The sequence below is a fragment of the Burkholderia alba genome (assembly GCF_034721475.1).
Taxonomy (GTDB): domain Bacteria; phylum Pseudomonadota; class Gammaproteobacteria; order Burkholderiales; family Burkholderiaceae; genus Burkholderia; species Burkholderia alba.
This window is the reverse complement of record NZ_JAWJWL010000030.1, coordinates 12,259-35,716: the sequence shown is the minus strand read 5'-3', so window position 1 is coordinate 35,716 and position 23,458 is coordinate 12,259. Positions and strand designations below refer to the sequence as shown.

At 67.6% G+C, this 23,458-nt stretch carries 18 protein-coding genes; 13 read left to right on the top strand and 5 right to left on the bottom strand.

Annotation, left to right across the window (positions count from 1 at the left end; all coding sequences use genetic code 11):
- The first annotated feature begins 446 nt into the window (after nt 1-446).
- The 3 genes from RZR99_RS26990 (at nt 447) to RZR99_RS26980 (ending at nt 4,724) form a co-directional block, all read left to right on the top strand.
- The gene (locus RZR99_RS26990) at nt 447-2,054 is read left to right on the top strand and encodes a S10 family peptidase (protein ID WP_323122842.1); all 1,608 of its coding nucleotides are present in this window, start codon (nt 447-449) and stop codon (nt 2,052-2,054) included.
- A gap of 31 nt (nt 2,055-2,085) precedes the next feature.
- Nucleotides 2,086-2,484 (top strand): EF-hand domain-containing protein, encoded by a 399-nt coding sequence (locus RZR99_RS26985; protein ID WP_323122841.1) that lies wholly within the window; start codon nt 2,086-2,088, stop codon nt 2,482-2,484.
- Between the two features lie 338 nt (nt 2,485-2,822).
- The gene (locus RZR99_RS26980) at nt 2,823-4,724 is read left to right on the top strand and encodes a Xaa-Pro dipeptidyl-peptidase (protein WP_323122840.1); all 1,902 of its coding nucleotides are present in this window, start codon (nt 2,823-2,825) and stop codon (nt 4,722-4,724) included.
- Between the two features lie 119 nt (nt 4,725-4,843).
- On the opposite strand, the gene RZR99_RS26975 is transcribed toward RZR99_RS26980, so the two are convergent.
- The 3 genes from RZR99_RS26975 to RZR99_RS26965 form a co-directional block, all read right to left on the bottom strand.
- A complete protein-coding gene (locus RZR99_RS26975; protein WP_323122839.1) occupies nt 4,844-6,457 on the bottom strand; it encodes a histidine-type phosphatase in 1,614 nt (537 codons plus the stop codon).
- A 153-nt stretch (nt 6,458-6,610) separates the two neighbouring features.
- Nucleotides 6,611-6,841: a hypothetical protein gene (locus tag RZR99_RS26970; RefSeq protein WP_323122838.1), complete on the bottom strand. Its 231-nt coding sequence runs from the start codon at nt 6,839-6,841 to the stop codon at nt 6,611-6,613.
- Nucleotides 6,842-6,969: 128 nt separating this feature from the next.
- Entirely contained in the window at nt 6,970-9,165 is a 2,196-nt protein-coding gene (locus tag RZR99_RS26965) for an FUSC family protein (RefSeq protein WP_323122837.1), read from the bottom strand.
- Nucleotides 9,166-9,370: 205 nt separating this feature from the next.
- On the opposite strand from RZR99_RS26965, the gene RZR99_RS26960 reads away from it, so the two are divergent.
- Nucleotides 9,371-10,357 carry a LysR family transcriptional regulator gene (locus tag RZR99_RS26960; protein ID WP_323122836.1) on the top strand — a complete coding sequence of 329 codons (987 nt, stop codon included), beginning with the start codon at nt 9,371-9,373 and terminating at the stop codon, nt 10,355-10,357.
- A 159-nt stretch (nt 10,358-10,516) separates the two neighbouring features.
- Here RZR99_RS26960 and RZR99_RS26955 read toward each other — a convergent pair whose 3' ends face one another.
- Entirely contained in the window at nt 10,517-10,819 is a 303-nt protein-coding gene (locus RZR99_RS26955; protein WP_323122835.1) for a DUF4148 domain-containing protein, read from the bottom strand.
- Nucleotides 10,820-11,124: 305 nt separating this feature from the next.
- On the opposite strand from RZR99_RS26955, the gene RZR99_RS26950 reads away from it, so the two are divergent.
- From RZR99_RS26950 to RZR99_RS26910, 9 genes are all read left to right on the top strand, one after another.
- A complete protein-coding gene (locus RZR99_RS26950) occupies nt 11,125-11,586 on the top strand; it encodes a VOC family protein (protein WP_323122834.1) in 462 nt (153 codons plus the stop codon).
- On the top strand, nt 11,583-11,927 hold the full coding sequence (locus RZR99_RS26945) for an ArsR/SmtB family transcription factor (protein ID WP_323122833.1): 345 nt from the start codon (nt 11,583-11,585) through the stop codon (nt 11,925-11,927). The genes RZR99_RS26950 and RZR99_RS26945 overlap by 4 nt, the downstream gene beginning before the upstream one ends.
- Complete coding sequence (locus RZR99_RS26940; RefSeq protein ID WP_323122832.1) at nt 11,924-12,403, top strand: SRPBCC domain-containing protein; 480 nt, start codon at nt 11,924-11,926, stop codon at nt 12,401-12,403. Before RZR99_RS26945 ends, RZR99_RS26940 begins: the two co-directional genes overlap by 4 nt.
- Nucleotides 12,404-13,016: 613 nt before the next feature.
- A complete protein-coding gene (locus tag RZR99_RS26935) occupies nt 13,017-14,756 on the top strand; it encodes a cholesterol oxidase substrate-binding domain-containing protein (RefSeq protein ID WP_407655506.1) in 1,740 nt (579 codons plus the stop codon).
- A 535-nt stretch (nt 14,757-15,291) separates the two neighbouring features.
- A complete protein-coding gene (gene codB, locus RZR99_RS26930) occupies nt 15,292-16,554 on the top strand; it encodes a cytosine permease (protein WP_323122830.1) in 1,263 nt (420 codons plus the stop codon).
- 4 nt (nt 16,555-16,558) lie between these two features.
- Nucleotides 16,559-17,794: a PucR family transcriptional regulator gene (locus RZR99_RS26925; protein WP_323122829.1), complete on the top strand. Its 1,236-nt coding sequence runs from the start codon at nt 16,559-16,561 to the stop codon at nt 17,792-17,794.
- Nucleotides 17,791-19,047: a cytosine deaminase gene (gene codA, locus RZR99_RS26920; RefSeq protein ID WP_323122828.1), complete on the top strand. Its 1,257-nt coding sequence runs from the start codon at nt 17,791-17,793 to the stop codon at nt 19,045-19,047. The genes RZR99_RS26925 and codA overlap by 4 nt, the downstream gene beginning before the upstream one ends.
- Before the next feature lie 270 nt (nt 19,048-19,317).
- Nucleotides 19,318-20,643, top strand: a complete 1,326-nt coding sequence (locus tag RZR99_RS26915) for a chloride channel protein (protein WP_323122827.1) — start codon at nt 19,318-19,320, stop codon at nt 20,641-20,643.
- Nucleotides 20,644-20,913: 270 nt separating this feature from the next.
- Nucleotides 20,914-22,236, top strand: coding sequence for a TIGR00366 family protein (locus RZR99_RS26910; RefSeq protein WP_323122826.1), 1,323 nt, complete (start codon nt 20,914-20,916; stop codon nt 22,234-22,236).
- A gap of 62 nt (nt 22,237-22,298) precedes the next feature.
- Here RZR99_RS26910 and RZR99_RS26905 read toward each other — a convergent pair whose 3' ends face one another.
- The gene (locus tag RZR99_RS26905) at nt 22,299-23,444 is read right to left on the bottom strand and encodes an acyltransferase family protein (protein ID WP_323122825.1); all 1,146 of its coding nucleotides are present in this window, start codon (nt 23,442-23,444) and stop codon (nt 22,299-22,301) included.
- Between the last annotated feature and the right edge of the window lie 14 nt (nt 23,445-23,458).

Below are 23,458 nucleotides of genomic sequence, written 5' to 3'. Positions count from 1 at the left end.
AGATGTATCGGTTTGGCGAATTTATCCCGTCGCCGGTTTGAGTCGCGTGAAATTCAACTCGCCCGGCTCGAATCGGCGATTTGAATCGGGCGAGCGCGGTGCGCGGGCGCCGGGCCGAACCGATCGCCTCAAAACCCTTGTTGGTAAAGGGATATGGGGAGAGGGCGGTCGTCGAGCCCGCGTCCGGAAAAACCTGCCGGCGAGTCGTCCGGCCGTACCCGACCTGATCCGCGGTTCCGCGGAGGCCGGGTATCGTCTGCTTAATTGGATGAATTTATATCGATCCGGGATAACGTTCGATGCATTAGTTTTGCTATCGTAAACAAATGAAAATATTTATGAAAACCGGTTTTTGAATACTGGATTACGTGTCTTTCATCGAGTAAAGTGATCTGGTAATTTTTGGTAATAATTATTCATTCACCATTAATAATCAGGCGGGCGACATGAAATTGATTCGGACACGGGCAGGGTGGGCCGTCGTGTGTGCGGCGCTGTTGGTGGCGGCGTGCGGCGGCGATGATTCGAGCATCGGCATGGGGCCGAGCGTATCGAGCAGCGCGAGCGCGTCGAATGCCGGCGCGGCGGGCCAGGCGGCCGGCGCGGCGGCGGACGCGCCATATCAGGATCCCAACACTTACTCGTTCCGCGGCAGCGCATCGTTGTCCGCCGCCGCGGCGGTCGAGAAGGCGGCCGTCACGCATCACCAGATCGTGCTGAACGGCAAGACCGTCAACTACACGGCGACGGCCGGCCACCTGACCGCGAGCGATCCCGGCACCGGCAAGCCCGAAGCGTCGTTCTTCTATGTCGCGTACACCGTCGACGGCCAGCCGGCGAACACCCGCCCCGTGACGTTCTTCTACAACGGCGGCCCGGGTTCGCCGACGGTCTGGCTGCATCTCGGCTCGTTCGGCCCGAAGCGGCTCGTGACCGGCATGCCGAACGCGAACACGCCCACTCCGTTCCCGCTCGTCGACAACCAGGAGACGCTGCTCGACACGTCGGACCTCGTGTTCGTCGATGCGATCGGCACCGGCTATTCGCAGGCGATCGCGCCGAACACCAACAAGACGTTCTGGGGCGTCGACAAGGACGGGCAGGCGTTCCGCGATTTCGTGATCCGCTACGTCGCGGCGAACCAGCGCGGCGCGTCGCCGAAATACCTGTTCGGCGAGTCGTACGGCACGCCGCGCACCGACGTGCTCGCGAACCTGCTCGAAGTGGCGGGCGTGAAGCTCGCCGGCGTGGTGCTGCAGTCGTCGATCCTGAACTACAACAGCAACTGCGACATGTCGGACGGCGAAAGCTGCGGCGGCTTCGTGCCGAGCTACGGGCTGGTCGGCGGCTACTACCGCCTCGACAAGCCGAATCCGATCGACCTCGCGCAATACGCGACTCAGATGCGCACGCTGACCGCCGACCGTTTCGAACCGGCCGTGCAGGCTTACCTGCGCACCGGCGCGCAGCCGTCGCCGGACCTGATCGCCGCGCTGTCGAACGCGACCGGCGCGAGCACGTCGGTGTGGCAGCGCTACGTGAACCTCGATCCGGGCACCTATCGCGCGAAGCTGCTGTCGGGCACCGCGATCGGCCGCTACGACGCGCGCGTCAACGTGCCGGTCAACAGCCCGCTGAACGGCGGCGATCCGTCGAGCACCTACATCACGAAGCCGTTCACCGACACGATCGCCACCTATCTGCCGAACGTGCTCAAGTACACGGTGAAGACCACCTACGGGATGAGCAACAACGAAACGATCGGCACGTGGAACTGGCGCCATGACGGCCTCGCGATGCCCGACACGGTGCCGGATCTGGCGGCGGCGCTGACGCTCAATCCGTCGCTGAAGATCCTGTCGCTCAACGGCTACCACGATCTCGCGACGCCGTTCTACCAGACCGAGCTGGATCTCGGCCGGCTCGGCGCGCAGCCGAACCTGACGATCCGCAACTACCAGGGCGGCCACATGGTGTACCTCGACGATACGTCGCGCCCCCAGGAAAAAGCCGATCTCGTGACCTTCTACAACCGCACGCCGGCCGCCCGCTGAGCGCCGCCCGAATTCGCACAGGAGCAGAAACATGAAGATTTCATCGATGCTTGCATGGGCCGTCGCGCTGACGGCGGGCGTTGCGGCGCTGCAGCCGGCGCTGGCGCAGACGGACGACGCGGCGGCCGGCCGCGCGCGCGAAGCGCAGCTCGGCGATCCTTACGTGCCGCCGGCGGCACGTAAGGCAACCGCCGGCACCGACACCAGCGGCGCCGCGCTGCGCGCGCAGGTGGCGAGGAAGCTGCAAAGCCAGTTCAACGACGCCGCCGCGCAACGCAACGGCACGCTGACGCAGGAGCAGGCCCGCGCGGCCGGGCTCGGCTACGTCGCGAACAATTTCCGGCAGATCGACGCGAATCGCGCCGGCCGGGTGTCGTTCGACGACGTGCAGCGCTATATGCAATCGCAAAGCGCGATGCAGAACCGCTGACGCGCCGCGTGCCGATCCGCGCGGCATCGTGCGGATCGGGCCGTAGCGCATCGGGCGGAGCGCGCGCCGTTGCGCGCGCAGTCGCCGGCCTCGACAGGAACCGCCGACGCACGGGTTGCGACGACCCGTGCGCGGGTTCGTCGCGTCCGCTCGATCGACGCGCGTCGCGCGGCATCGCGCCGCCGACGCGCGGACCGCCCCCTTTGACGCCGCGCATCGCGCCGCGCATCGCCTCCCGATACGCGGCGCGGCCTGCGCTCGCGAAGCGCGTCAGGCGCCTGCCGACGCGGGTCGTCGCGACGCGAATACCAACCTGTGGATTCATGAAGGGGATGCTCATGCAGTTGAAATTCCAGCTTTGGACGGCCGGGCTGGCCGCCGCTGCCGCGCTGGCCGCCTGCGGCGGCGACGACGGCGGCACGCCGCCCGCCGCGAATCAGGCGTCGCAACCGTCCACCGTCACCGTCGCGCCCGAACCCGCGCCGTTCAAGCCGCCGACGCCGGTGGCGGAAGTCGGCGCGCAGTTCGCGTCGTCGCCCACCGGCCTGCCGTATCCGAAGCTCGACACGCTGTATCCCGGGCACGACGGACCGACGGTCGACAACGGGATGATCCTGCCGTGGCTGTCGATGCGCGCGCCGACCCGCTTCAAGGTAACGGTGCAGACGCCGTTCGACACCGATCACGACGGCAAGCCGGACCGTATCGCGCTGCGCGTCGTGCAGCCGGCGGAAGTCGCCGAAGGGCTCAAGACGCCGGTGATCGTGCGCCCGTCGGTGTACTACGCGGACCCGACCTATGCGACGCAGGCGCGCGCGCCGTTCCTCGGCGAAGCCGAGTATCTGCGGATGGGTTTCACGATCGTCTACGCGGATTCGATCGGCACCAACGAATCGGACGGCTGCTGGTCGGTGATGGACTCGGTCGAGCGCGACGCGATGTCGAGCGTCGTGCGCTGGCTCACCAACGATCCGGCCGCGCCGGGTTTCGACGAGCAGGGGCGCAGGCTGGCCGCGAACTGGTCGACGGGCCACGTCGCGATGGAAGGGATCTCGTACGGCGGCACGCTGCCCACGATGGTCGCCGCGACCGGCGTGCCCGGCCTCGAGGCGATCGTGCCGGTCGAGGGGATCAGCAGCGGCTACGACTACTTCCGCTACAACGGCGTGATCGCGGACATCGACGACACCGTCACGCTCGGCGACTACATGCAGGAGGAGCAGGCGCCAAGCCGCGCGTCGATCTGCGAACCGGCGCGACTCAAGGCGGTGGCCGATTCCGACGACACGACCTATGCGTACAACGCGTTCTGGAAGGCCCGCAACACGGTGTCGCTGGTCGACCGGATCAAGGCGGCGACGCTGATCGCGCAGGGCCAGGCGGACAACAACGTGAAGACCAAGAACGCGACGCAGCTTTACGACGCGCTGTACCGGAGCAACAAGCCGGTGCAGCTCTGGCTGCACAGCCGCAATCACGACGATCCCGCCTGGCAGAAAGAGTGGCAGAAGCAGATCCTGATGTGGTATTCGCGCTATCTGTTCGGCGTGAACAACGGCGTCGAGCGGCAGCCGACCTATGTGCGCGAGACGCCGGCGGGCGACATCCCGGCGGGCGCGACGCTCGACACCGGCGAGAACGATACCGGCGACACGCTGGTCGGGCACTGCCACTCCGGCCACAATCCGCGCGACTGCATTCCGACCGGCGAACTGTTCATCAAGGAAGACGCGTGGCCGAAGACCGCGCTCACGCCGTACTACCTGCACGGCAACGGCGCGACGGGCGGCCTGCTGACCCCGGATGCGTCGGATGGCCCGCAAGCCCCGTCGGTCGGTTTCAGCAAGTCGGCGGGCGTGAGCTACGAAACGAAGCCGCTCGCGAATGCCACGCGCTATGCCGGCGCGATCAAGGTCGCGATGCGCGGCCGCTTCGCGCCGTCGGTGACGAACGTGAAGGCGACGCTGTCGGTCGACGGCCACGACGTGACCTACGGCTGGGCCAACCCGCGTTTCTACAAGGGGCTGGACGCGGCGCAGAACATCGCGCCCAACACGCCGTACGACTTCGTGCTCGAGATGATGCCGCGCGATTTCACCGTGCTGCCGGGCAGCAAGCTGAAGCTGACCTTGCAGGGCTACCAGGGAACGTCGCAGGTGACGCTGGACCTGACGCAGAGCGCGCTGCAGATGCCGATCGTGCCGAAGGTGCGCGCGGCGGAGGTGATGCGCGCGAACTGAGCGCGGCGACGGCGGCCGGACACGCGCGGTCCGCGGCGATCCGGCCGCCGCGATGCAAGGTTGTTTTGGCCTTGGACGCGCGGCTTCACGGCCGCGCTTTTTTTGTCTGTCGTGCCGGCTCAGAGGTAGCCGTAGCAGCGCCTGAGCTGCGCATAGTCGTAGAAGTGGCTGGCGGGCGACAGCTTCGCGCCGTCGCAGGCGGGCTGGAAATCCGTTTCGCGCTCGTTGTACAGCATCTTCACGATGAGCCGCGAGCCGTTGCCGTACACATCCCATTGCAGGTTCGCGGCCATCGGCGAGACCTGGTCGCCGCGCCACGGGTTGTTCGCGTACGCATAGGTTTGCGCTTGCGGCACCGGCACGAATACCTTTCTCAGGTTCAGCCGCGACGCGAACGGGATCACGATCTCCGCGTGCGTGAAGCGCAGTTTCGCGGCGTTCGTGCGGTCGCCCTTCGCGATCGCATCGATCTCGCCGAAGAAGTCGTCGAGCAGCCCTTGCGCCATCCGGTACGTGACCGGATTCGCTTCGCGAATGCCCGGCCCCTTCTGATAGAAGTCCTGCGCATCCTGCATATACGCAAGGAATTCCGCCTGCGGGGCCGCGATGTATTTTTTCAAGGCGATGCCGCCGGTCTCGGCACTCATCGCGGGCGCCGCCTGCAGCAGGTTGTACAGCACGTTCACCGCGTCCACGGCCGACCGGATGCGGGTCTTGCCGTCGCCCTTCAGCGTATTGACGAACTTGCCGTCCGCGGAGGCGAACGCATAGGTGCCGGTATTCGAGAACGTGTAGCCGGCCGTGCCGAGCTTCGCGACGAACTCGGGTTTCAGCAGGCCGGCGAGCACCGTCCGCGCGACGTCGGCGGCTTCCGGCGCGGCCATGATCGCGTCGAGCTTCGCGTTCACGGCCGCGTCGTTCGCATACGCCTGGTATGCGATGCTGCTCTGGTAGGTCGCGTAATACGGGTCGTCCGGCGATGCGACGAGATCCGTCGCGGGCTTGAGCGCGTGGAAGTACAGCAGGAACCGGTTGGTGCCGGCCGGCTGCGCGAGCGGCGCGCCTTGCGGATAGAGCGCGGGGGCGGCGGGCAGCGTGATCGCCGCCGCGAGCGACGGCCGGTTGGCGGCCAGCGCGCCGCTGAAATAGCGCGAACTGTCGACCGCGCGATCCTGGCCGGAGCTCACGACGACGATGCGGCGGCTCGCGTCGAAAAGCGCGGGCAGGCGTTGCAGCAGCCGCGCGGCGAGCTGCTGGTGCTCGCGGATGCCGGTCTGCGTGAGATTGCCGTAGCCGGGCGTCGAGATCCCGGCCACGCCGTAGCCGAGCAGCGCGTTCGCCTTCATCATCGTCAGCGTGTCGGCCTTCAGCTGCTGCCCGAGCGGAGTCAGCGCGCCGTCGGCGTCGGCCTTCAGCAGCATGTCGTAGACCGCGCCGTCGTATTTGAAACCCGACAGTCCGCGCGAGCCGTGGCGGGCCACCATCTCAGTGTAGAGCGGCGCGTAGCCGGCCGGCGGTGCCTCGTAGGTCGACGCGTCCTGCTGCGGACGGTAAGGCGTCTTGGTCTGGTAGTACGTGGCCGGCGCGGGCGCGGGATCCGGCTTGCCGGCGGGCGTGTCGGGACGCGAAGTCGCGGGCGTGCCGATCTGCGGAGCGGTGGCGGTGTCGCCGCCGCAGCCGGATAGCGCAACGAGCAGGACGAGGACGGCGGGATGGGCGGCTGGGCGTTTCATCGAGGCGAGGGCGTGGAACCGGGGATCCGGCGCGTCGCCCGGTCAGGCTGCGCGGCGCGTGAGGCGAGCCCGGAGTGTCGCAGACGATTTTGACAGTAGAAAGTCAGATATCGGAAAGCCGTTCGTGAACTTCGCGAGCCGCGTCGCGTTGCTTCAACTGCCGAAGTACACGTTGCAGAAGCTGACGGGACCCACGCAGTCGTTCGCGTCGCGGGCGGGCGTGTGCTCGACGGGTGTCTTGCCGGCGCTCTGCGCGAGCGGCGCGGCGGGGGCGGAAGGCGTCGTCGGCTGCGCGGCGGCGGGTGCGCCGCTCGGTTGCGCGCAGGCGACGGTAGCGGCGACCGACAGCGACAGGGCGACGACGGCGATGGACAGCGGCTTCATGGTTTTCTCCTGGATGATGACCGTTGGGTTGGCGGTGGCGAAACGATATGACCGCCCGCCGCGCGGATTAAGCGCCCGGCATGGGGAGCAGCTTTCCATCCCGTACAACGATCGCGGCGCGGCCGGCGTCAGCGCCGCGCCGCGCGCGCCGGGCGATTGAACGGCGCGTCGCGGTCGAGCAGCGCGCTGCGGATGAAGTGCAGGCAGCCGACGATGCGCAGCATCCGGTGGCGTTCGTCGGCGATGCCGTACCACGCGTGCCGGGTGAGCTGAACCGAGCGGATCGCGGTATCGACCGCGCCGAGCGCGTGCGCGAGGCGGTCGGCATCGGGCTCTTCGAACAGGCGCGGCAGCGTGCGCAGCACGCGGTCGATCGCGTCCGTCCAGCGCTGCGCCTGCGTCGGCTTCGATGCGTCGAGCGCCTGCAGTTCGACGCGCAGGTCGATGACCGCGTGGCCGACCTCGAGTGTCGCGAGCAGCCAGCACAGCGCGTCGCGATGCTGCCGCGAACGTTGCGTGAGCAAGGTGCGCAGATGCGACATCAGGTCGTGCGAGCCGGACTGGAAGCGCGGATTGAGGCCCCGCAGCGGGCCGTCGCAGGCCAGCGTCACCTGGCGGCGCAGGTCGCGCGTGATCTTGCCGGTCAGCCAGCGCATGTCGGTGGGGAAGATCACCGCGAACGCGACCGCGGCGGCGAGCATCGATACGACGAGCGCGAGCCCGTTGTTGATCAGCAGGTCCGGCGCGTAGACGATCACGTTGTCCGGGCCGGCCAGCAGGCAGAAGAACACGGCGAAGCCGATGCCGTAGCCGGACATGCCGGGCCGGGTCGCGAGGAACGCGCCGAACGCGAGCACCGGGGCGAGCGCCGTGCACAGCAGCGGGAAGCCGTCGATCTCCGGATAGACGTGGCAGACGAACAGGTAGCCCGTCAGCGTCGCGAGCGCCGCGCCGGCGGCCATCTGCGCGACGAATTTCGGCGCGCGCGGCGCGGTCGAACTGAGCGCGCAGGCGATCGCGGTGCCGATGACCGCGAGCCCGCCGCTCGGCCACGCCGACGCGATCCAGAATGCGCTCATCGCGCCGAGCGCGACGACGGTGCGCAGGAACGTGAAGCCGACGAAGTACGCGTTGGTCTTCGCCGTGTAGCGCGTGACGGACCGTTCGAGCACGTGGCTGTCGAGCGCGAGCGATGCGTAGGTTTCGGTATAGCCGAGAAATTCGTCGACGAAGCGATAGAGCAGTTCGACGGCCGTATCGAAATCGAGCACGCCGTCCGGGCCGGCGCCCTCCAGGTCGCGGCGCGACGCGCGGGCGCGCTTCGGCAGCGCGGCCAGGAAGCGGCTCAGGTCGAGCCAGGCGCCGGTCGGCTTGACCGCGCCGCGCCCGATCTCGCCGCGCAGCGCGTCGAACACCGAGGACAGCGCGTCGACATGCGGCGCGAGCGCGCGCGTCACGGCCTCCGACGGCTGGGCACGCAGGCGCTTCAGCAACTGATGAAACGCATGGAGCCGGGTACACGCGTGCATGAATTCGCTGTTCAGCCGCGCGAGCCGCCGGCTGCGCGCGCGCATGTGCGGATCCTCGAACGACGCGAACGCCCGGTTGGCCTCGAAGCCGACGATCTCGTCGACGAAATCGGCGAAGCGCCGCTCGAATGCGCCGCGCTCGATCCGTCCGCCCAGCGTCTGCGACGCGAACGTCACGAAGCCGAGATGCCGCGCATTCAGCGAACGCATCAGCGCGCTGCTCGAACTGAGCGGCAGGATCAGCGCGCTCACGGCGCCCGAGCAGAAGATGCCGACCGCGACCTCGGCCGCGCGCGTGAGCGCGGACAGGAACAGCGCGTTCGGCGTCGTCACGGCCGGGATGCCGATCAGCGCGGCGGTGTAGCCCGCGAGCACGTAGCCGTACCAGCGGAAGTGGCGGTTGCGCACGGCGGCGGCGATGCAGCCGCCGACCCACAGCGCGATGCCGGCCAGGTACAGCTCGGGCTGCTGCGCGAACAGGCCGCCGAGCAGCAAGGCCGCGACCAGCCCGACGCCCGTGCCGACCACGCGATAGAAGCTCTTCGCGAACACCATCCCGCTCATCGGCTGCATCAGCACGAACACGGTCGTCATCGCGATGCGCGGCTGCGACAGGTCGAGCCGCATCGCGATGCCCATCGCCAGCAGCGCGGCGGCGACCGTCTTGCTCAGATGCAGCCAGACGAGCCCGTCGCTCGTCGCCCAGTGCCGCCCGAGCGCGTGGGCCTGTTGCAGCCGGTTCCGCCATCGTTGCGGATCGACGAAGGTTCGCTCTGACGCAGACTCGTGCTTCATGGTGGGGGACGGTGCTTCTGGCAGGCGCGGATCGACGGCCTCCGGCCTGCGCAACCACGCCAGTGCGACCGGAGAAGCGCCGATTGTAGGAGTGGGCCGCGCCTGCATTAACGCAGCGGCCGGGAAACCAGAGTTTCCGTGGGCGCAACAATGCGGATGCGGCGCGGGAGGACAATGGCGCCTCCTCAGCAGGCTTCGAACGGGAATGGATACGCTACAGAACATGCGAGTGTTCGCGCGCGTGGTGGAGGCGGGCAGTTTCACCGCCGCCGCGCTATCGCTGAATTCGACCACGGGCGCGATGTCGCGCGCGGTCTCGGAACTGGAGGCCCGGCTGCGCACCCGCCTGATGAATCGCTCGACCCGGCGTCTCGCGTTGACGCCCGCCGGCGAAAGTTACCTGCTGCGCTGCCGGCAGATCCTCGCCGACGTGGACCGTGCGGAGGAGGAGGCGAGCTGCGCGCACGAACGCCCGGCCGGCGTGCTCCGGATGCACAGCTTCGCCAGTGTCGGCCAGCACTATGTCATGCCGGCGCTGACCGCGTATCGCGCGCGGCACCCCGACGTGTCGATCGAGCTGACGCTGTCGCAGCGGATGCCCGACCTGTTCGACGGCAGCAATGACGTCGCGGTGGTGACCGCATCGTCGCTGCCGGATTCGGAGCTGGTGTCGCACCTGCTCGGCGCGACCTTCAACATCCTGTGCGCGTCGCCCGACTACCTGCGCGAGCATGGCGCGCCGCAGCGTCCGCAGGAATTGACGCGGTATGACTGCCTGACCTTGCAGACCCCCGCGTTTCCGACGCACGAGTGGCTGCTCGAAGGGCCGGACGGCGTCGAGCGGATCGAGGTGAGCGGACCGGTGCAGACCAATACCGCGGAATCGCTCGCGGTCGCGATGCGCGGCGGAATCGGGATCGGCATGCTGCCGCTCTACGCGGCGATCGACGACTTGCGCAGCGGCGCGCTCGCGCGGGTGCTGCCGCGGCATACGCTGCAGAAGATGAATGTCTATGCGCTGTATCCGTCGCGCCGGTTCGTCGACGCGAAAGTGCGGACCTGGGTGGAGTGCCTGCGCGCGCAGATGCCGCAACTGATCGCCCGCGACGAAGCGATGCTGGCCGCGCTCGGCGGCGATGCGCCGTATGCGATCCCGGCGGTTGCGCAGGCGGGGCATGCGCTCAGTCATTGACGTGGTATCGCGGGCCGGCCGCCTGCTTCGGCGCGGGTAGCTCGATAGCGACGGAGCGCGAGGACACGAGGACACGAGGACACGGCCGGCCTGCACGTGCCGGCGGCCGGCCCGCCCGCGACCGGCCGTCCGCTGCCGGTCGCGCTTCCGCCCATCGCGCTACCGCGCGCGCATCGCGGGCGCTCCCGCCTGCGACGTGCCGGCCGCCGCCGGACCGTATGCCGCCTCGGTCGCCTGGCGTGCCGCGAGGCGCCGGGTGTCGAGTCGCCGCTGGGCCGCCTGGATGTCGTCCGGGTAGTTCGACTCGTTGCCGCGCGCCGGCTGGTAGCCGACCGACTCGAGATCGATCAGCTCCTGCACAACCTGCGCGCGCGTGAGCGGGACGTTCGACGACTGGGCGAACGAGAGGGCCGGTGCGGCAAGCAGGACAGCTGCGGCAGCGGCGGCGACGATCGGTTTCACTATGACCTCCGGAGGGATTCGATGCAGTTCGTGACGGCGTGTCTGAACTGTTGACGGCAGTCTACGCAGCGGTGTCCGCCGGAAAAACCCCGGATCGGCGCACGCAGCCTTCCCGATCGAACAACATTGGAAACAGCCGGGATGGCGAAGCGATGGAATCGGCGGTCACGGTTTCGCGACCGGTTCGCTATCCCCGTCGGCGTCGCGCGGGGGCAAGCAGGCGGGGCCGGATCCTCAATGTCCGGATTGACAAACTATTTAACGATGGGGAGAATTATTTTCGTCAACGTTAAAGGAATCGAGCGATGAGTTCCTCCCTCCGTCATCCGGCGCTCGCCAGCGCCGTGTTCTATCGCGACCCGGTCGCCGCGCTCGACTGGCTCGAACGCGCGTTCGGATTCGAGCGCAGCATGATCATCACCGACTCGGACGGGCGTCTCGCGCACGCGGAGATGACGTTCGGCGACAGCTACCTGATGGTCGGCGCCGAGTGGGCCGACTACATCGCGAGCCCCGAGGCGGTCGGCGGCAAGAATACGCAAACCGTGCACGTGCAACTGACGGACGGGATCGACGCGCATTGCGAGCGCGCCCGTGCGGCGGGCGCGGTGATCCTGCAGGAACCGCAGGACGAGTTCTACGGCGATCGTACCTATCGGGCGCGCGATCCCGAGCGGCACGTGTGGACTTTCGGCCAGACCGTGCGCCACGTATCGCGCGAGGAAGCGGAAGCGGCCAGCAACCTGAAGATCGAGGGCTGGCGTTGAGCCGTGCGGCGCGCGCTTCGGCCGCGCTGGACCGCACGCTGTCGGCGCTCGCCGATTCGAACCGGCGCAGGATCGTCGAACTGCTGCGCGAAAGGCCGCTGCGCGCCGGCGAGCTGGCCGACGCGGTGGGCCTGTCGCCGCCCGCGTTGAGCCGGCATCTGCGCACGCTGAAAGCCGGTGGCCTGATCGAGGAGACGCATCCCGAGTTCGATGCGCGGGTGCGCATCTACACGCTGCAGCCGAAACCGATGGCCGACCTGAAAGTGTGGCTCGAGACGACCGAGCAACTGTGGGCCGGCCAGCTCGCCGCGTTGAAGCGGCACGTGGAGCGGCGCCGATGAGCTCGCGCGTGCTGGTGTCGCTGCGGATCGACGCGCCGCCCGACATCGTATTCGACGCGTTTACCCGCGATATCGCATCGTGGTGGCAGCCGAACCGGCTGTTCGCGTTTTCGCCGGACCGGCCGCCGGGCGCGCTGCGCTTCGAGCCGCGCGAAGGCGGCCGTTTTACCGAAACCTATCCGGACGGCGAGGTGTTTGAAGTCGGCCGGGTGCTGCGCTGGGTGCCGAGCGAACTGCTGCGCTTCACATGGCGGCAGGCGAGCTTCGCGCCGGACCAGCGGACCGAGGTGGAAGTGCGTTTCGATGCGGTGGAGGCGGGACGCACGCGGGTCACGGTCGAACATACCGGATGGGACAGCGTGCCCCAAGCGCACGTCGCGCGCCATACGTTCCCGGATCAGGTGTTCCTGCAACGCCATGGCGAGTGGTGGCAGGCCCTGCTGCGGGCGCTCAAGGGCCGCAGCGAACCGGATTAGCGGCGGGGTGCCCGGCGGTCGCCCCCCGGGCTGTTCGATCTCGCGATGCGCGTCGTGATCGCGGCGATGTATCCGGGTAGCCGGCGGCCGGGCGCGGTACCGCGATCGTTGTCGCTTGGATGGAATCTCATTTGACGGCAACGCCGTCGATCAATTCGCCTGGAAAAATCTTGATTGAAAACGATCGAATTTATCGAAATTTTTAAAAGATTAATTTGGATAAATGTGATCATAAAATAATTCATAATAGATTGGTATATCTAATGTTTGGCGAAAATAAGATCATAAATCCAGACGTAGAAACCATATCGGTTTCTTCTCTTCTCCGGTAAGGCATTTTCCGAAGTTAGAGGGCTGCGATGCCTGCCCGTCTGACCATGACGTTCGCCTTGACTCCCCGGTGCGACTGCATTAAAACCGGGCCTGTCCGATTGGATGGCGATGGGTTCGTCAATTGTCGATTCGGCATGTTTTTATAAACAATCCGATTGATCAATTCCAGGAATTTCATGCGACTGATTGTCGATCAGGTTGCCGATATGGCGCAGCCAAATCCGATCCGGACATTCACAATGAAGAACAAATCGAGAGATAAAAATCAATGACCGATTCAATGCGAGACCAATCCGAACCTTCCCGCCGGGCATTCCTGTCCGACATGGCCAAGCTTGCCGCCGCGGGGGTCGTCGCGGGATGGACGCCGATCTACCAGATCGCCGCTCACGCGCAGACCGCTTTGCCGACCCCGCCGGACTTTCCGGCCGACATCGCGCTCTACAAGCAGGCCTTCCAGAACTGGAGCGGGGAAATTGCCGTATCGAACGTGTGGACCGCCGCGCCGCGCTCGGCCGACGATGTCGTCGCGATCGTCAACTGGGCGCGCGCTAACGGGTTCCGCATCCGGCCGCGCGGCCACATGCACAACTGGTCGCCGTTGACGATCGCCCCGGGCGGCGCACCCGCTCAGGTCGTGCTGCTCGACACGACGCGCTCGTTGACCGCCGTCGCGGTCGATACGTCGTCGAGCCCGGCGCGCGTCACCGCGCAAACCGGCGTGTCGCTCGAATCGCTGCTTGCCACGCTGGAGCAATACAACCTGGGCGTGACGGCCGCGCCGGCGCCCGGCGATATCACGCTCGGCGGGGCGCTCGCGATCGGCGCCCACGGCACGGCCGTGCCCGCGACGGGCGAATCGCCGCAACCCGGCCATACCTATGGGTCGCTCAGCAATCTGGTGCTGTCGCTGACCGCAGTGGTGTTCGACCCGGACAAGCAACGCTACGGGTTGCGCACGTTTCAGCGGACCGATCCGGAGATCGGCGCGTTTCTCGCGCACGTCGGCCGCGCATTCATCGTCGAAGTGACGCTCGAAGCCGGTCCGAACCAGCGGCTGCGCTGCCAGAGCTTCGTGGACATCCCGGCCTCGGAACTGTTCGCCTCCGCCGGCTCGCGCGGCCGGACGGTCGCGTCGTTCCTCGAGCGGTCGGGCCGGATGGAGGCGATCTGGTTTCCGCAGACCGCCAGCCCGTGGCTCAAGGTCTGGACGCCGACGCCGAGCAAGCCGTTCCTGTCGCGCGCCGTCACCAAGCCGTACAACTATCCGTTCTCGGATTCCATTCCGCAGTCGCTGTCGGATCTCATCAAGCGCATCGTGATCGGCGGCGAGCGCTACCTGACGCCGCTGTTCGGGCAAACCCAGCTGGCGATCGCGACCGCCGGTCTCGGGCTCACGTTGAGCGCCGATATCTGGGGCTGGTCGCGCACCGTGCTCCAGTACATCCGCCCGACGACGCTGCGCGTCACGGCGAACGGCTATGCGGTGCTCGCGCGCTACGCCGACGTGCAGCGCGTCATCCACGAGTTTGTGCAGTTCTATCAGCAGCGCGTCGACGTGTACAAGGCGCGCGGCGAATATCCGATGAACGGTCCGCTCGAGATCCGCGTGACGGGGCTCGACCAGCCGGCGGATGCCGGCGCCGGCGCGGTACCCGCGTCGCTGTCCGCGCTCAAGCCCCGGCCGGATCACCCGGAGTGGACCGTCGCCGTCTGGTTCGACATTCTGACGCTGCCCGGCACGCCGTCCGCGAACACGTTCTATCGCGAAGTCGAGCAGTGGATGCTGTCGAACTACACCGGCTCGTACGCGACGCTGCGCCCGGAATGGTCGAAGGGCTGGGGCTATACCGACACGGCCGCGTGGGATGACGACACCATGCTCGGCACGACGATTCCCAATCTCCATCGCGAGGGCCAGCCGGCCGCGAGCGGGTGGGATGCCGCGCGCAACACGCTCAACCGGTACGATCCGCATCGGATCTTTTCGTCGCCGCTGCTCGATCGCCTGCTGCCGTAAGCCGCCCGTTCCGGCCCGCGGAAGCGAGGCCGGGGGCGAGCGAAACGCCTTCGGCCAATAGGCTTCGTCCGGCGGGCGGCGCGCCCGGCGTTGTCTCGCGACGCGTGCCGAGCGTGATGGTGTAAGGGCCGTGGCCTCGGGCCCGCAGGGGCCCGGGCCGACCTTGCGCGTGACGTCGGCCGGCATGCGATCCGGTCCGATCGTGCATTGACGCGATGGATGTGCCGCGGCGTCCGCCGCCCGTCCTTTTTAAATCGACGCCGGTATTGCGATTCGTCAAACGAAGCCATGCGCGGCTTGCACCGGATTTATTTACCGCTTCAAGGCGTAGCGCTTTGCACATTAAAATGGCGGCCTGACCGCCAGTAAGCCCCTCCACGTAGTGCATCTTGAACTGTTTCGATCGTTCGACTTGCAGCGTTTCGCCTAATTTCAGGGATTCACGACATGGCATGCGATGCGCGGTCAGGCCGTGTACTGCGATCGCAGCACGTCACCCGTCACCATTTGCGCTGAAACGCTGGGGATTAAAACGATGACAAAACAAGGCGAATTTTCATTAAGCGAAGTACCGAGAGAAGCGCGCAAGGGCTTGCTGTCGATCACGATGGTGCTGCTCAGCTTCACGTTCTTCACGGGCACGATGTTCGCGGGCGGCAAGATCGGGGTGGCGTTCGGTGTCGTCGACATGCTGTGGATCGCGGTGATCGGCAACCTGCTGCTGGCGATCTATGCGGCGGCGCTCGCGCTGATCGCGTCGCGCAGCGGATTGAATTCGGTGCTGATGGGGCGCTTCTGTTTCGGCGAGGTGGGCAGCAAGCTGTCCGACTTCCTGCTCGGCTTCGCGGAGCTGGGCTGGTACGCATGGGGCACGGCGACGGTCGCGATCGTGCTCGTCAAGCTGCTCGGCTGGCCGGCGAGCGTCACGACGCCGCTGATGATCCTGTTCGGGCTGGGCTTCTCGATCACCGCGATCATCGGCTATCGCGGGATGGATGCGCTGTCGCGCGTGTCGGTGCCGCTGATGTTCGTGCTGCTGGTCGTGTCGATGTGGATCGCCACGCGCGACATCGGCGGCTGGCGAGGGCTCGAGCGGATCGTGCCGAGCCACCCGATGGGCTTCTCGGCGGCGATCACGATGGTGTTCGGCACCTTCGCGAGCGGCGCGACGCAGGCGACCAACTGGACCCGCCTGGCCCCGAACGGCCGCACCGCCGTGATCGCGAGCCTGATCGGCTTCTTCGTCGGCAACGGGCTGATGATCGTTGCCGGCGCCTATTGCGCGATCGTCTACCAGCAGCCCGACATCGTCGAGGTGATGATGCTGCAGGGGCTGTCGATCGCGGCGGTCGTGATGCTGTGCCTCAACCTGTGGACCATCCAGGGGCCGACGATCTACAACGTGTCGGCGGCGGGCTGCCATCTGCTGCGCACCGAGCGCCGCCGCACGCTGACGCTGGTCGGCGCGACGATCGGCATCGTGCTCGCGATCGGCGGCATGTACGAGATGCTGATCCCGTTCCTGATCCTGCTCGGCTCGATCATCCCGCCGGTGGGCGGCGTGATCATGGCCGATTTCTGGTATCGCCATCGCGGCCGCTATCCGGCGATCGCGTGCGCGCGGCTGCCGCGCTTCAATGCCGCGGGGCTGGTCGCCTATGCGATCGGCGCGGCGCTCGCCTATGCGTCGCCGTGGATCGCGCCGCTCGTCGGGATCGCCGCGTCGTCGCTCAGCTACATCGTGCTGGTGCAACTGACGGCCCGCCTGTCGCGCGCGCCGTCGGCCCAGGGGGAGTGAGCCGATGAGCCTGACCGTCGGCGAAATCCTGCAACTGCCCGGCCTCGAGGAACTGGCGCTGCGCGCCGGGGAGCGCGGCATCCCTCGATCGGTGCGCTGGTACTACGTCGCGGAGAACGAGGGCATCGCCGACTGGGTGATGGGTGGCGAACTGGTGTTCGTCACCGGCATCAACCATCCGCGCGACGAGCAGAACCTGCTGCAGCTGATTCGCGAGGGCGCGAAGAGCCGCATCGCGGGCATGGTGATCCTGACGGGCGAGGCGTTCATCCGCCGCATCCCGGATTCGGTGATCGCGCTCGCGCAGGAATTGGACATCCCGCTCATCGAGCAGCCGTATCTGCTGAAGATGGTGATCGTCACCCAGCTGATCGGCACGGCGCTGGTGCGGCACGAGAATACGCTGCGCTCGCAGCGCGACATCCTGAACCAGCTGCTCACGGGCGACTACCCGAGCATCGACATCGCAAACCATCGCGCGCACAACCTGCAGCTGCGGCTCGACCGCCCGCGCCGGGTGGTGGCGCTGCGGCTGGCCGGCGTGTCCGCGCTGTTCGACGGCCACGATCCGGACGCCGCGGAGGCGCTGCTGCAGGATGCGCGGCTGACGGTGCAGCGGCACCTCGAGGAGTGGGGCAGCGAGCAGGAGGATGCGCTGCCGCTCGTGATCCAGGGCGAGCTGTTCGTGATGCTGATGCCGTGCGACGACGCGCAGTTCCGCAAGGGCAAGCAGATGCTCGCCGCGCTGCATCTGCTGCTGGGCCGGCAGATCGGCGCGCTGACGCTGTACATCGGCATTTCGGCGACGGTCGGCGCGGCACGCCACTACTGTCGCGCGCTGATCGAGGCGCGCCAGGCGCTCGGTGTCGCGGAGAGCATGCGTCCCGGCAAGGGACTGTGCGACTACAGCGATCTCGGCGTGCTGAAGCTGCTGGCCGCGATCCCCGATCCGGTACTGATCGACAGCTTCGTGAAGGAAACGCTGGGCAGCCTGATCGACAGCAACCGCAAGCACCCGACCATGCTGATCGAGACGCTGGAGGCGCTGCTGCAGGAGAATGGCAACACGATCAAGGCCGCCGAGCACCTGGCGATCCACCGCAATACGCTCAACCACCGGCTGCGCCGCATCGAGCAGCAATCCGGCCAGTCGCTCGCCGATCCGCAGTTCCGGCTGAACGCGTCGGTCGCGCTGCTGGCCTGGCGCATGTCGGACACTCAACGACAGGAATTGTCATGAAAATCGTCAACGCGACGCTGCGCAAGCGCAGCGGTCTGTTCACCATCGATCTCGACGGCGCGCGGATCGCGCGGGTCGACCCGCAGGCGGCGCGCGCAGCCGCCTGCGAACAGGATGTCGATGCCGACGGCCAGCTGGTGATCGCGCCGCTCGTCGAACCGCACATCCACCTCGATGCCGTGCTGACCGCGGGCGACCCCGCCTGGAACATGAGCGGCACGCTGTTCGAGGGCATCGAGCGCTGGGGTCAGCGCAAGGCGACCATCACGCACGAGGACACCAAGGCGCGCGCACACATCGCGATCGGCATGCTGCGCGATCACGGCATCCAGCATGTGCGCACGCATGTGGACGTCACCGATCCGACGCTGGCCGCGCTCGAGGCGATGCTCGAAGTGAAGGACGAGGCGCGCGGCCTGATCGACCTGCAGATCGTCGCGTTCCCGCAGGAGGGCATCGAGTCGTTCGACAACGGCCGCGCGTTGATGGAGCGGGCGATCGCGATGGGCGCCGACGTGGTCGGCGGGATTCCGCATTTCGAGAACACCCGCGAGCAGGGCGTCAGTTCGATCCGCTTCCTGATGGATCTCGCCGAGCGCACCGGCTGCCTCGTCGACGTGCATTGCGACGAGACGGACGATCCGCACTCGCGCTTTCTCGAAGTGCTGGCCGAGGAGGCGCGGGTGCGCGGGATGGGGCCGCGCGTCACGGCGAGCCATACGACCGCGATGGGCTCCTACGACAACGCGTACTGCTCGAAGCTGTTCCGGCTGCTGAAGCGCTCGGCGATCAACTTCGTCTCGTGCCCGACCGAGAGCATCCACCTGCAGGGCCGCTTCGATACGTTCCCGAAGCGGCGCGGCGTGACGCGTGTGGGCGAACTCGATCGCGCGGGGCTCAACGTATGCTTCGGCCAGGATTCGATCCAGGATCCGTGGTATCCGCTCGGCAACGGCAACATCCTGCGCGTGCTCGACGCGGGGCTGCACATCTGCCACATGATGGGCTACGAGGATCTGCAGCGCAGCCTCGATTTCGTCACCGACCACAGCGCGAAGACGCTGCATCTCGGCGAGCGCTACGGGATCGAGGCGGGCCGCCCGGCGAATCTGCTGGTGTTCGACGCGGACAGCGACTACGAGGCGGTGCGCCGCCAGGCGAAGGCGAAGCTGTCGATTCGCGGCGGCGAGGTCATCATGCGCCGCGAGCCGGAGCGGCTCGGCTATCCGGCAGGCGTGTCCGGACGGGGGTGAGCCTTTCTCGGCAGCCGGACGGGTGCGGCCTTTCGTGCCGGCATCCCGGCCGCGCCCGGCGAGCGAAGCCGGGCTGCCGGTCGGCGCGGGGCCGATTGCCGGACGGATACCGGGCGAGGCGTTGCCTCGCTCGGTTCATGCTCAAAGCACATTAATTCAGTAGAAAAATCAATTTGCCTCATAGTTTGACGAGGCATACGATCACGGCCATCCTGAAGCGTCGTTCGGCTCGTCCGAGCGGCGCATCCTCATCTCCGACCGATCGCCGCCATGTCCGCGTCCTCCGCCTCCTCCTCCTCCTCGTCCGTCCAACGCACGGGCGTCGCGCGGCCGGTCCGCCGTTCGCTGGCGGCGCTCGCGGTCGTGACGCTCCTCACCGGCGTGGGCGCCGGATTCGGCGGCATGCTGCTCGCGTTGCTGCTGCACTGGATTCAGCACGTCGCCTACGGCTACAGCGCCGCGCACGTGATCGGCAGCGAGAGCTTCCTGCAAGGGGTGACCGACACCACGCCGCTGCGCCGCTTCCTGGTGCTGATCGGCTGCGGGATCGTCGCGGGCGGCGGCTGGTGGGCGCTGTATCGCTACGGCAGCCCGCTCGTCAGCATCCGCAACGCAATGAAGGCGGACGATCCGAGGATGCCGGTGGTCAGCACGACCGTGCATGCGCTGCTGCAGATCGTCACGGTCGCGATGGGCTCGCCGCTCGGCCGCGAAGTCGCGCCGCGCGAAATCGGCTCGATGTGGGCGGGATGGCTGTCGCACCGCGTGGGGCTGTCGGTCGCCGACAGCCGCATCATGGTCGCGTGCGGCGCGGGCGCGGGGCTCGCGGCGGTCTACAACGTGCCGCTCGGCGGCGCGGTGTTCGTGCTGGAGGTGCTGCTCGGCACGTTCGGCTGGCGCGCGCTCGTACCCGCCGTCGCCACCTCGGCGATCGCGGCGGTCGTCGCGTGGATCGGGCTGGGCAACGACCATCAGTACCGGGTGTCCGGGCTCGAGTTGAGCGCGTCGCTCGTCGTGTGGTCGGCCGTGTTCGGGCCGCTGTTCGGCGCGGCCGCCTACGGCTTCACGCGGCTGACGGCGCGCGCACGCGCCGCGGCGCCGAAGGACTGGCGCCTGCCGGTGTTCGCGCTGCTCAATTTCGCGATCATCGGGCTGCTGGCGATCCGGTTTCCGCAGTTGCTCGGCAACGGCAAGGGGCCGGCCGAGCTGAGTTTCGAAAGCCATCTCGGCATCGGGCTCGCCGCGGTGCTGCTCGTGCTGAAGGTCGCCATCACGGCCGGCAGCCTGCGCGCCGGCGCGGAGGGCGGGTTGCTCACGCCGGGGCTCGCGAACGGCGCGCTGCTCGCGCTCGTGCTCGGCGGCCTGTGGAACCTGGCGTGGCCCGGCACGTCGCCCGGTGCCTTCGCGATCGTCGGCGCGTCGGCGTTCCTGGCGGCGTCGATGCAGATGCCGCTGACCGCCGTGGTGCTGCTGCTCGAATTCACGCGCGTGAATCACGATTTCCTGATCCCGATCCTGCTGGCGGTCGCGGGCTCCGTGTCGACCTTCAAGCTCGCGACGCGTCGCGCGGAACACCGGCTCAAGACCCTGGGCTGAACGGCGCGGCCGGCGGGACCGCCCGCCGCGATGCCGCGCTCTATGGCGCCGGGCGCGTCGCCGCCGCATCGCACCGGCCGGCGATCCTTTCGCCCGGATCGGCGCGCCGCCATGCCGCGCGCGTTCTCTTCCTTCGTTGACATCGCACACGGACCGCCGCCGGCGCCTTGACGCGGACCGGGCGGTTTTATGCAAGAATCCGCCCGCCCCGCGCCGGCGTGCCGCGCGCGGACTCGCAAACGAATAAATGACGAGACGAGGAGCACATAGTTGATTCAGCGCATTTCGGGTTTCTTCACGCAGGTCGTGCATCGCGTCCTGCCCGATCCATTGATCTTCGCGATCCTGTTGACGATCGCGACGTTCGCCCTGGCCTTCGGCCTCACGCCCAAGACGCCCGCGCAGCTGATCATGCTGTGGGGCTCCGGATTCTGGAATCTGCTCGCGTTCTCGATGCAGATGGTGATGATCCTTGTCACCGGGCACGCGCTTGCCAGCTCCGGGCCGGTGAAGCGGCTGCTGGTCGCGCTGGCATGCTCGGCGCGCACGCCCGGACAAGGCGTGATGCTGGTCGCGTTCGTCGCCGCGCTGGCCTGCGCGATCAACTGGGGTTTCGGCCTCGTGCTCGGCGCGATGCTGGCGCGCGAGGTGGCGCGGCGCGTGCCCGGCACCGACTACCGGCTGCTGGTCGCGTCCGCGTACATGGGTTTCCTGAGCTGGCACGGCGGGCTGTCGGGGTCGATTCCGCTGGTGGCCGCGACGCACGGCAACCCGATGGAAAAGACCGTCGGCCTGATCCCGGTATCGCAGACGATCTTCACCGGCTACAACGCGTTCATCACGATCGGCCTGATCGTGATGCTGCCGTTCCTGGCTCGGATGATGATGCCGAAGCCCGGGGATGTCGTGACCGTCGATCCGAAGCTGCTGGAGGATCCGCCGGGCGTCGAGCGCAAGCTCGGCCCGGATGCGACGCTCGCCGAACGGCTGGAGGAGAGCCGCCTGCTGTCGGTGTTCGTCGCGCTGCTGTGCTTCGTTTTCATCGGCGTGCGCTTCGCGCAGAAGGGCTTCTCGCTCGATATCGACACGGTCAACCTGGTGTTCCTCGCGGCCGGCATCCTGCTGCACAGGACGCCGATGGCCTACGCGCGCGCGGTGGCCGGGGCGGCGCGCGGCGCATCGGGGATCATGATCCAGTTTCCGTTCTACGCGGGCATCCAGGCGCTGATGGATCACTCCGGTCTGGCCGGCGTGATCACGAACGGGTTCGTCGACGTCGCGAACGTGCACACTTTTCCGCTGCTCGCCTTCCTCAGTTCGGCGGTGATCAATTTCGCGGTGCCCTCGGGCGGCGGCCACTGGGTCGTGCAGGGACCGTTCATCATGCCGGCCGCGCAGGCGCTCGGCGCGGACCTCGGCAAGGCGGCGATGGCGATCGCCTACGGCGAGGCGTGGACCAACATGGCGCAGCCGTTCTGGGCCTTGCCCGCGCTGGCGATCGCGGGCCTCGGCGTGCGCGACATCATGGGGTATTGCGTGACGACGCTGCTGTTCTCCGGCGTGGTCTTCGTCGCGGGCATGTATCTGTTCTGACCTGACGGCAAAGCGGCGCGCGCCCCGCATGCCGGGGGGCGCATATCGCCGAGGTATCGGCGCTAGCCCCGCTGCGCGGCGATGCGGGCGGGCACACCCGCGAGGCGGTGTCTCAGCCAGCGGTTGAGCGGCTCCGCGAAGCCTCGCGCGATCGCGGCGGCGAGCACCGCCGATCCGGCGAGAAAGACGGCCAGCAGCGCGAGTTTCGCATCGCCGTGCGTGGCCGAGGGCGCGTAGAAGGTGCGCAGCGCGCCGAGCACGATCAGGTGAAACAGGTATAGCTCGTAGCTGAGACCGCCGAACCACGCGAGCGCGCGCGCGATGCGGCTGCGCGCCGCGATCGGTCCGGCCGGCTCGCCGTGCGCGCCGAGCAGCAGCACGGCGGTGCCGAGCGCCATGGCGGTCACGCCTAGGACATGGGTCTGCGCGATCGGCGCGGCGAGATACAGCACGGCCATCGCCGCGATCGTGGCGAATTGCAGCCAGCGCCCCATGCTGCCGTGCAGCCTGACGCGTTGCGCGAGCAGGGCGGTGCAGCAGCCGATCGCGATGCCGTCGAAGCTCGCGAAGTACGCATACAGGAATTCGCTCTCGTCACCCTGGTGCATGAAACGGTACGCCGGCCCGATCGCGATGATGACGAGCCAGAACGCGATGAGGCGCGCGTCGCGCCGCAGCGCGATGCAGAGCAGCGGGAAGGCCAGATAGAACACTTCCTCGACGGATAGCGACCACAGTACGCCCAGCGCGTAGTTGAACCAGCCGGCGTGGCCGATCAGCACATTCATCCAGAACGTCAGCGATGCGGCATTCACGAGCCAGAACGACAGTTCGATGCCGGACTGCGGATGATTCTGGAAAATCGGAACGCGCGCGGCGGCCAGCAGGTTCACGGTTGTGAGCAGCAACAGCAGGCACGGCAGGATGCGCGCGATGCGCGGGCCGTAAAACCGCCGGGCATCGACGCGCGCCAGTTCGCCCCAGCGCGCCCGCGCATTCGACGTGATCAGGTAGCCCGATATCGCGAAGAACATCGTGACGCCGTAATTGCCGTTGCGCGCCACGGCGCGGATCGCTTCCCAGCCGACCACATGCGCCAGCGTGGTGTCGTCCAGTCGGTAGGCGATGTTGAAGTGGTGCAGCAGAACCAGCAGGATCGACAGGCCGCGCAGGATGTCGATGCGCGCGTTGCGTAATCCGATGCTCATGATGGTGATGACTC

What these genes read in the sequence shown, in the direction of transcription:
- RZR99_RS26940 (WP_323122832.1), top strand. Translation starts at nt 11,924, where the DNA reads ATGAGCTCGCGCGTGCTGGTGTCGCTGCGGATCGACGCGCCGCCCGAC.
- RZR99_RS26980 (WP_323122840.1), top strand. Translation starts at nt 2,823, where the DNA reads ATGCAGTTGAAATTCCAGCTTTGGACGGCCGGGCTGGCCGCCGCTGCC.
- RZR99_RS26915 (WP_323122827.1), top strand. Translation starts at nt 19,318, where the DNA reads ATGTCCGCGTCCTCCGCCTCCTCCTCCTCCTCGTCCGTCCAACGCACG.
- RZR99_RS26925 (WP_323122829.1), top strand. Translation starts at nt 16,559, where the DNA reads ATGAGCCTGACCGTCGGCGAAATCCTGCAACTGCCCGGCCTCGAGGAA.
- codB (WP_323122830.1), top strand. Translation starts at nt 15,292, where the DNA reads ATGACAAAACAAGGCGAATTTTCATTAAGCGAAGTACCGAGAGAAGCG.
- RZR99_RS26950 (WP_323122834.1), top strand. Translation starts at nt 11,125, where the DNA reads ATGAGTTCCTCCCTCCGTCATCCGGCGCTCGCCAGCGCCGTGTTCTAT.
- RZR99_RS26965 (WP_323122837.1), bottom strand. Translation starts at nt 9,165, where the DNA reads ATGAAGCACGAGTCTGCGTCAGAGCGAACCTTCGTCGATCCGCAACGA.
- codA (WP_323122828.1), top strand. Translation starts at nt 17,791, where the DNA reads ATGAAAATCGTCAACGCGACGCTGCGCAAGCGCAGCGGTCTGTTCACC.
- RZR99_RS26970 (WP_323122838.1), bottom strand. Translation starts at nt 6,841, where the DNA reads ATGAAGCCGCTGTCCATCGCCGTCGTCGCCCTGTCGCTGTCGGTCGCC.
- RZR99_RS26935 (WP_407655506.1), top strand. Translation starts at nt 13,017, where the DNA reads ATGCGAGACCAATCCGAACCTTCCCGCCGGGCATTCCTGTCCGACATG.
- RZR99_RS26985 (WP_323122841.1), top strand. Translation starts at nt 2,086, where the DNA reads ATGAAGATTTCATCGATGCTTGCATGGGCCGTCGCGCTGACGGCGGGC.
- RZR99_RS26905 (WP_323122825.1), bottom strand. Translation starts at nt 23,444, where the DNA reads ATGAGCATCGGATTACGCAACGCGCGCATCGACATCCTGCGCGGCCTG.
- RZR99_RS26960 (WP_323122836.1), top strand. Translation starts at nt 9,371, where the DNA reads ATGGATACGCTACAGAACATGCGAGTGTTCGCGCGCGTGGTGGAGGCG.
- RZR99_RS26990 (WP_323122842.1), top strand. Translation starts at nt 447, where the DNA reads ATGAAATTGATTCGGACACGGGCAGGGTGGGCCGTCGTGTGTGCGGCG.
- RZR99_RS26975 (WP_323122839.1), bottom strand. Translation starts at nt 6,457, where the DNA reads ATGAAACGCCCAGCCGCCCATCCCGCCGTCCTCGTCCTGCTCGTTGCG.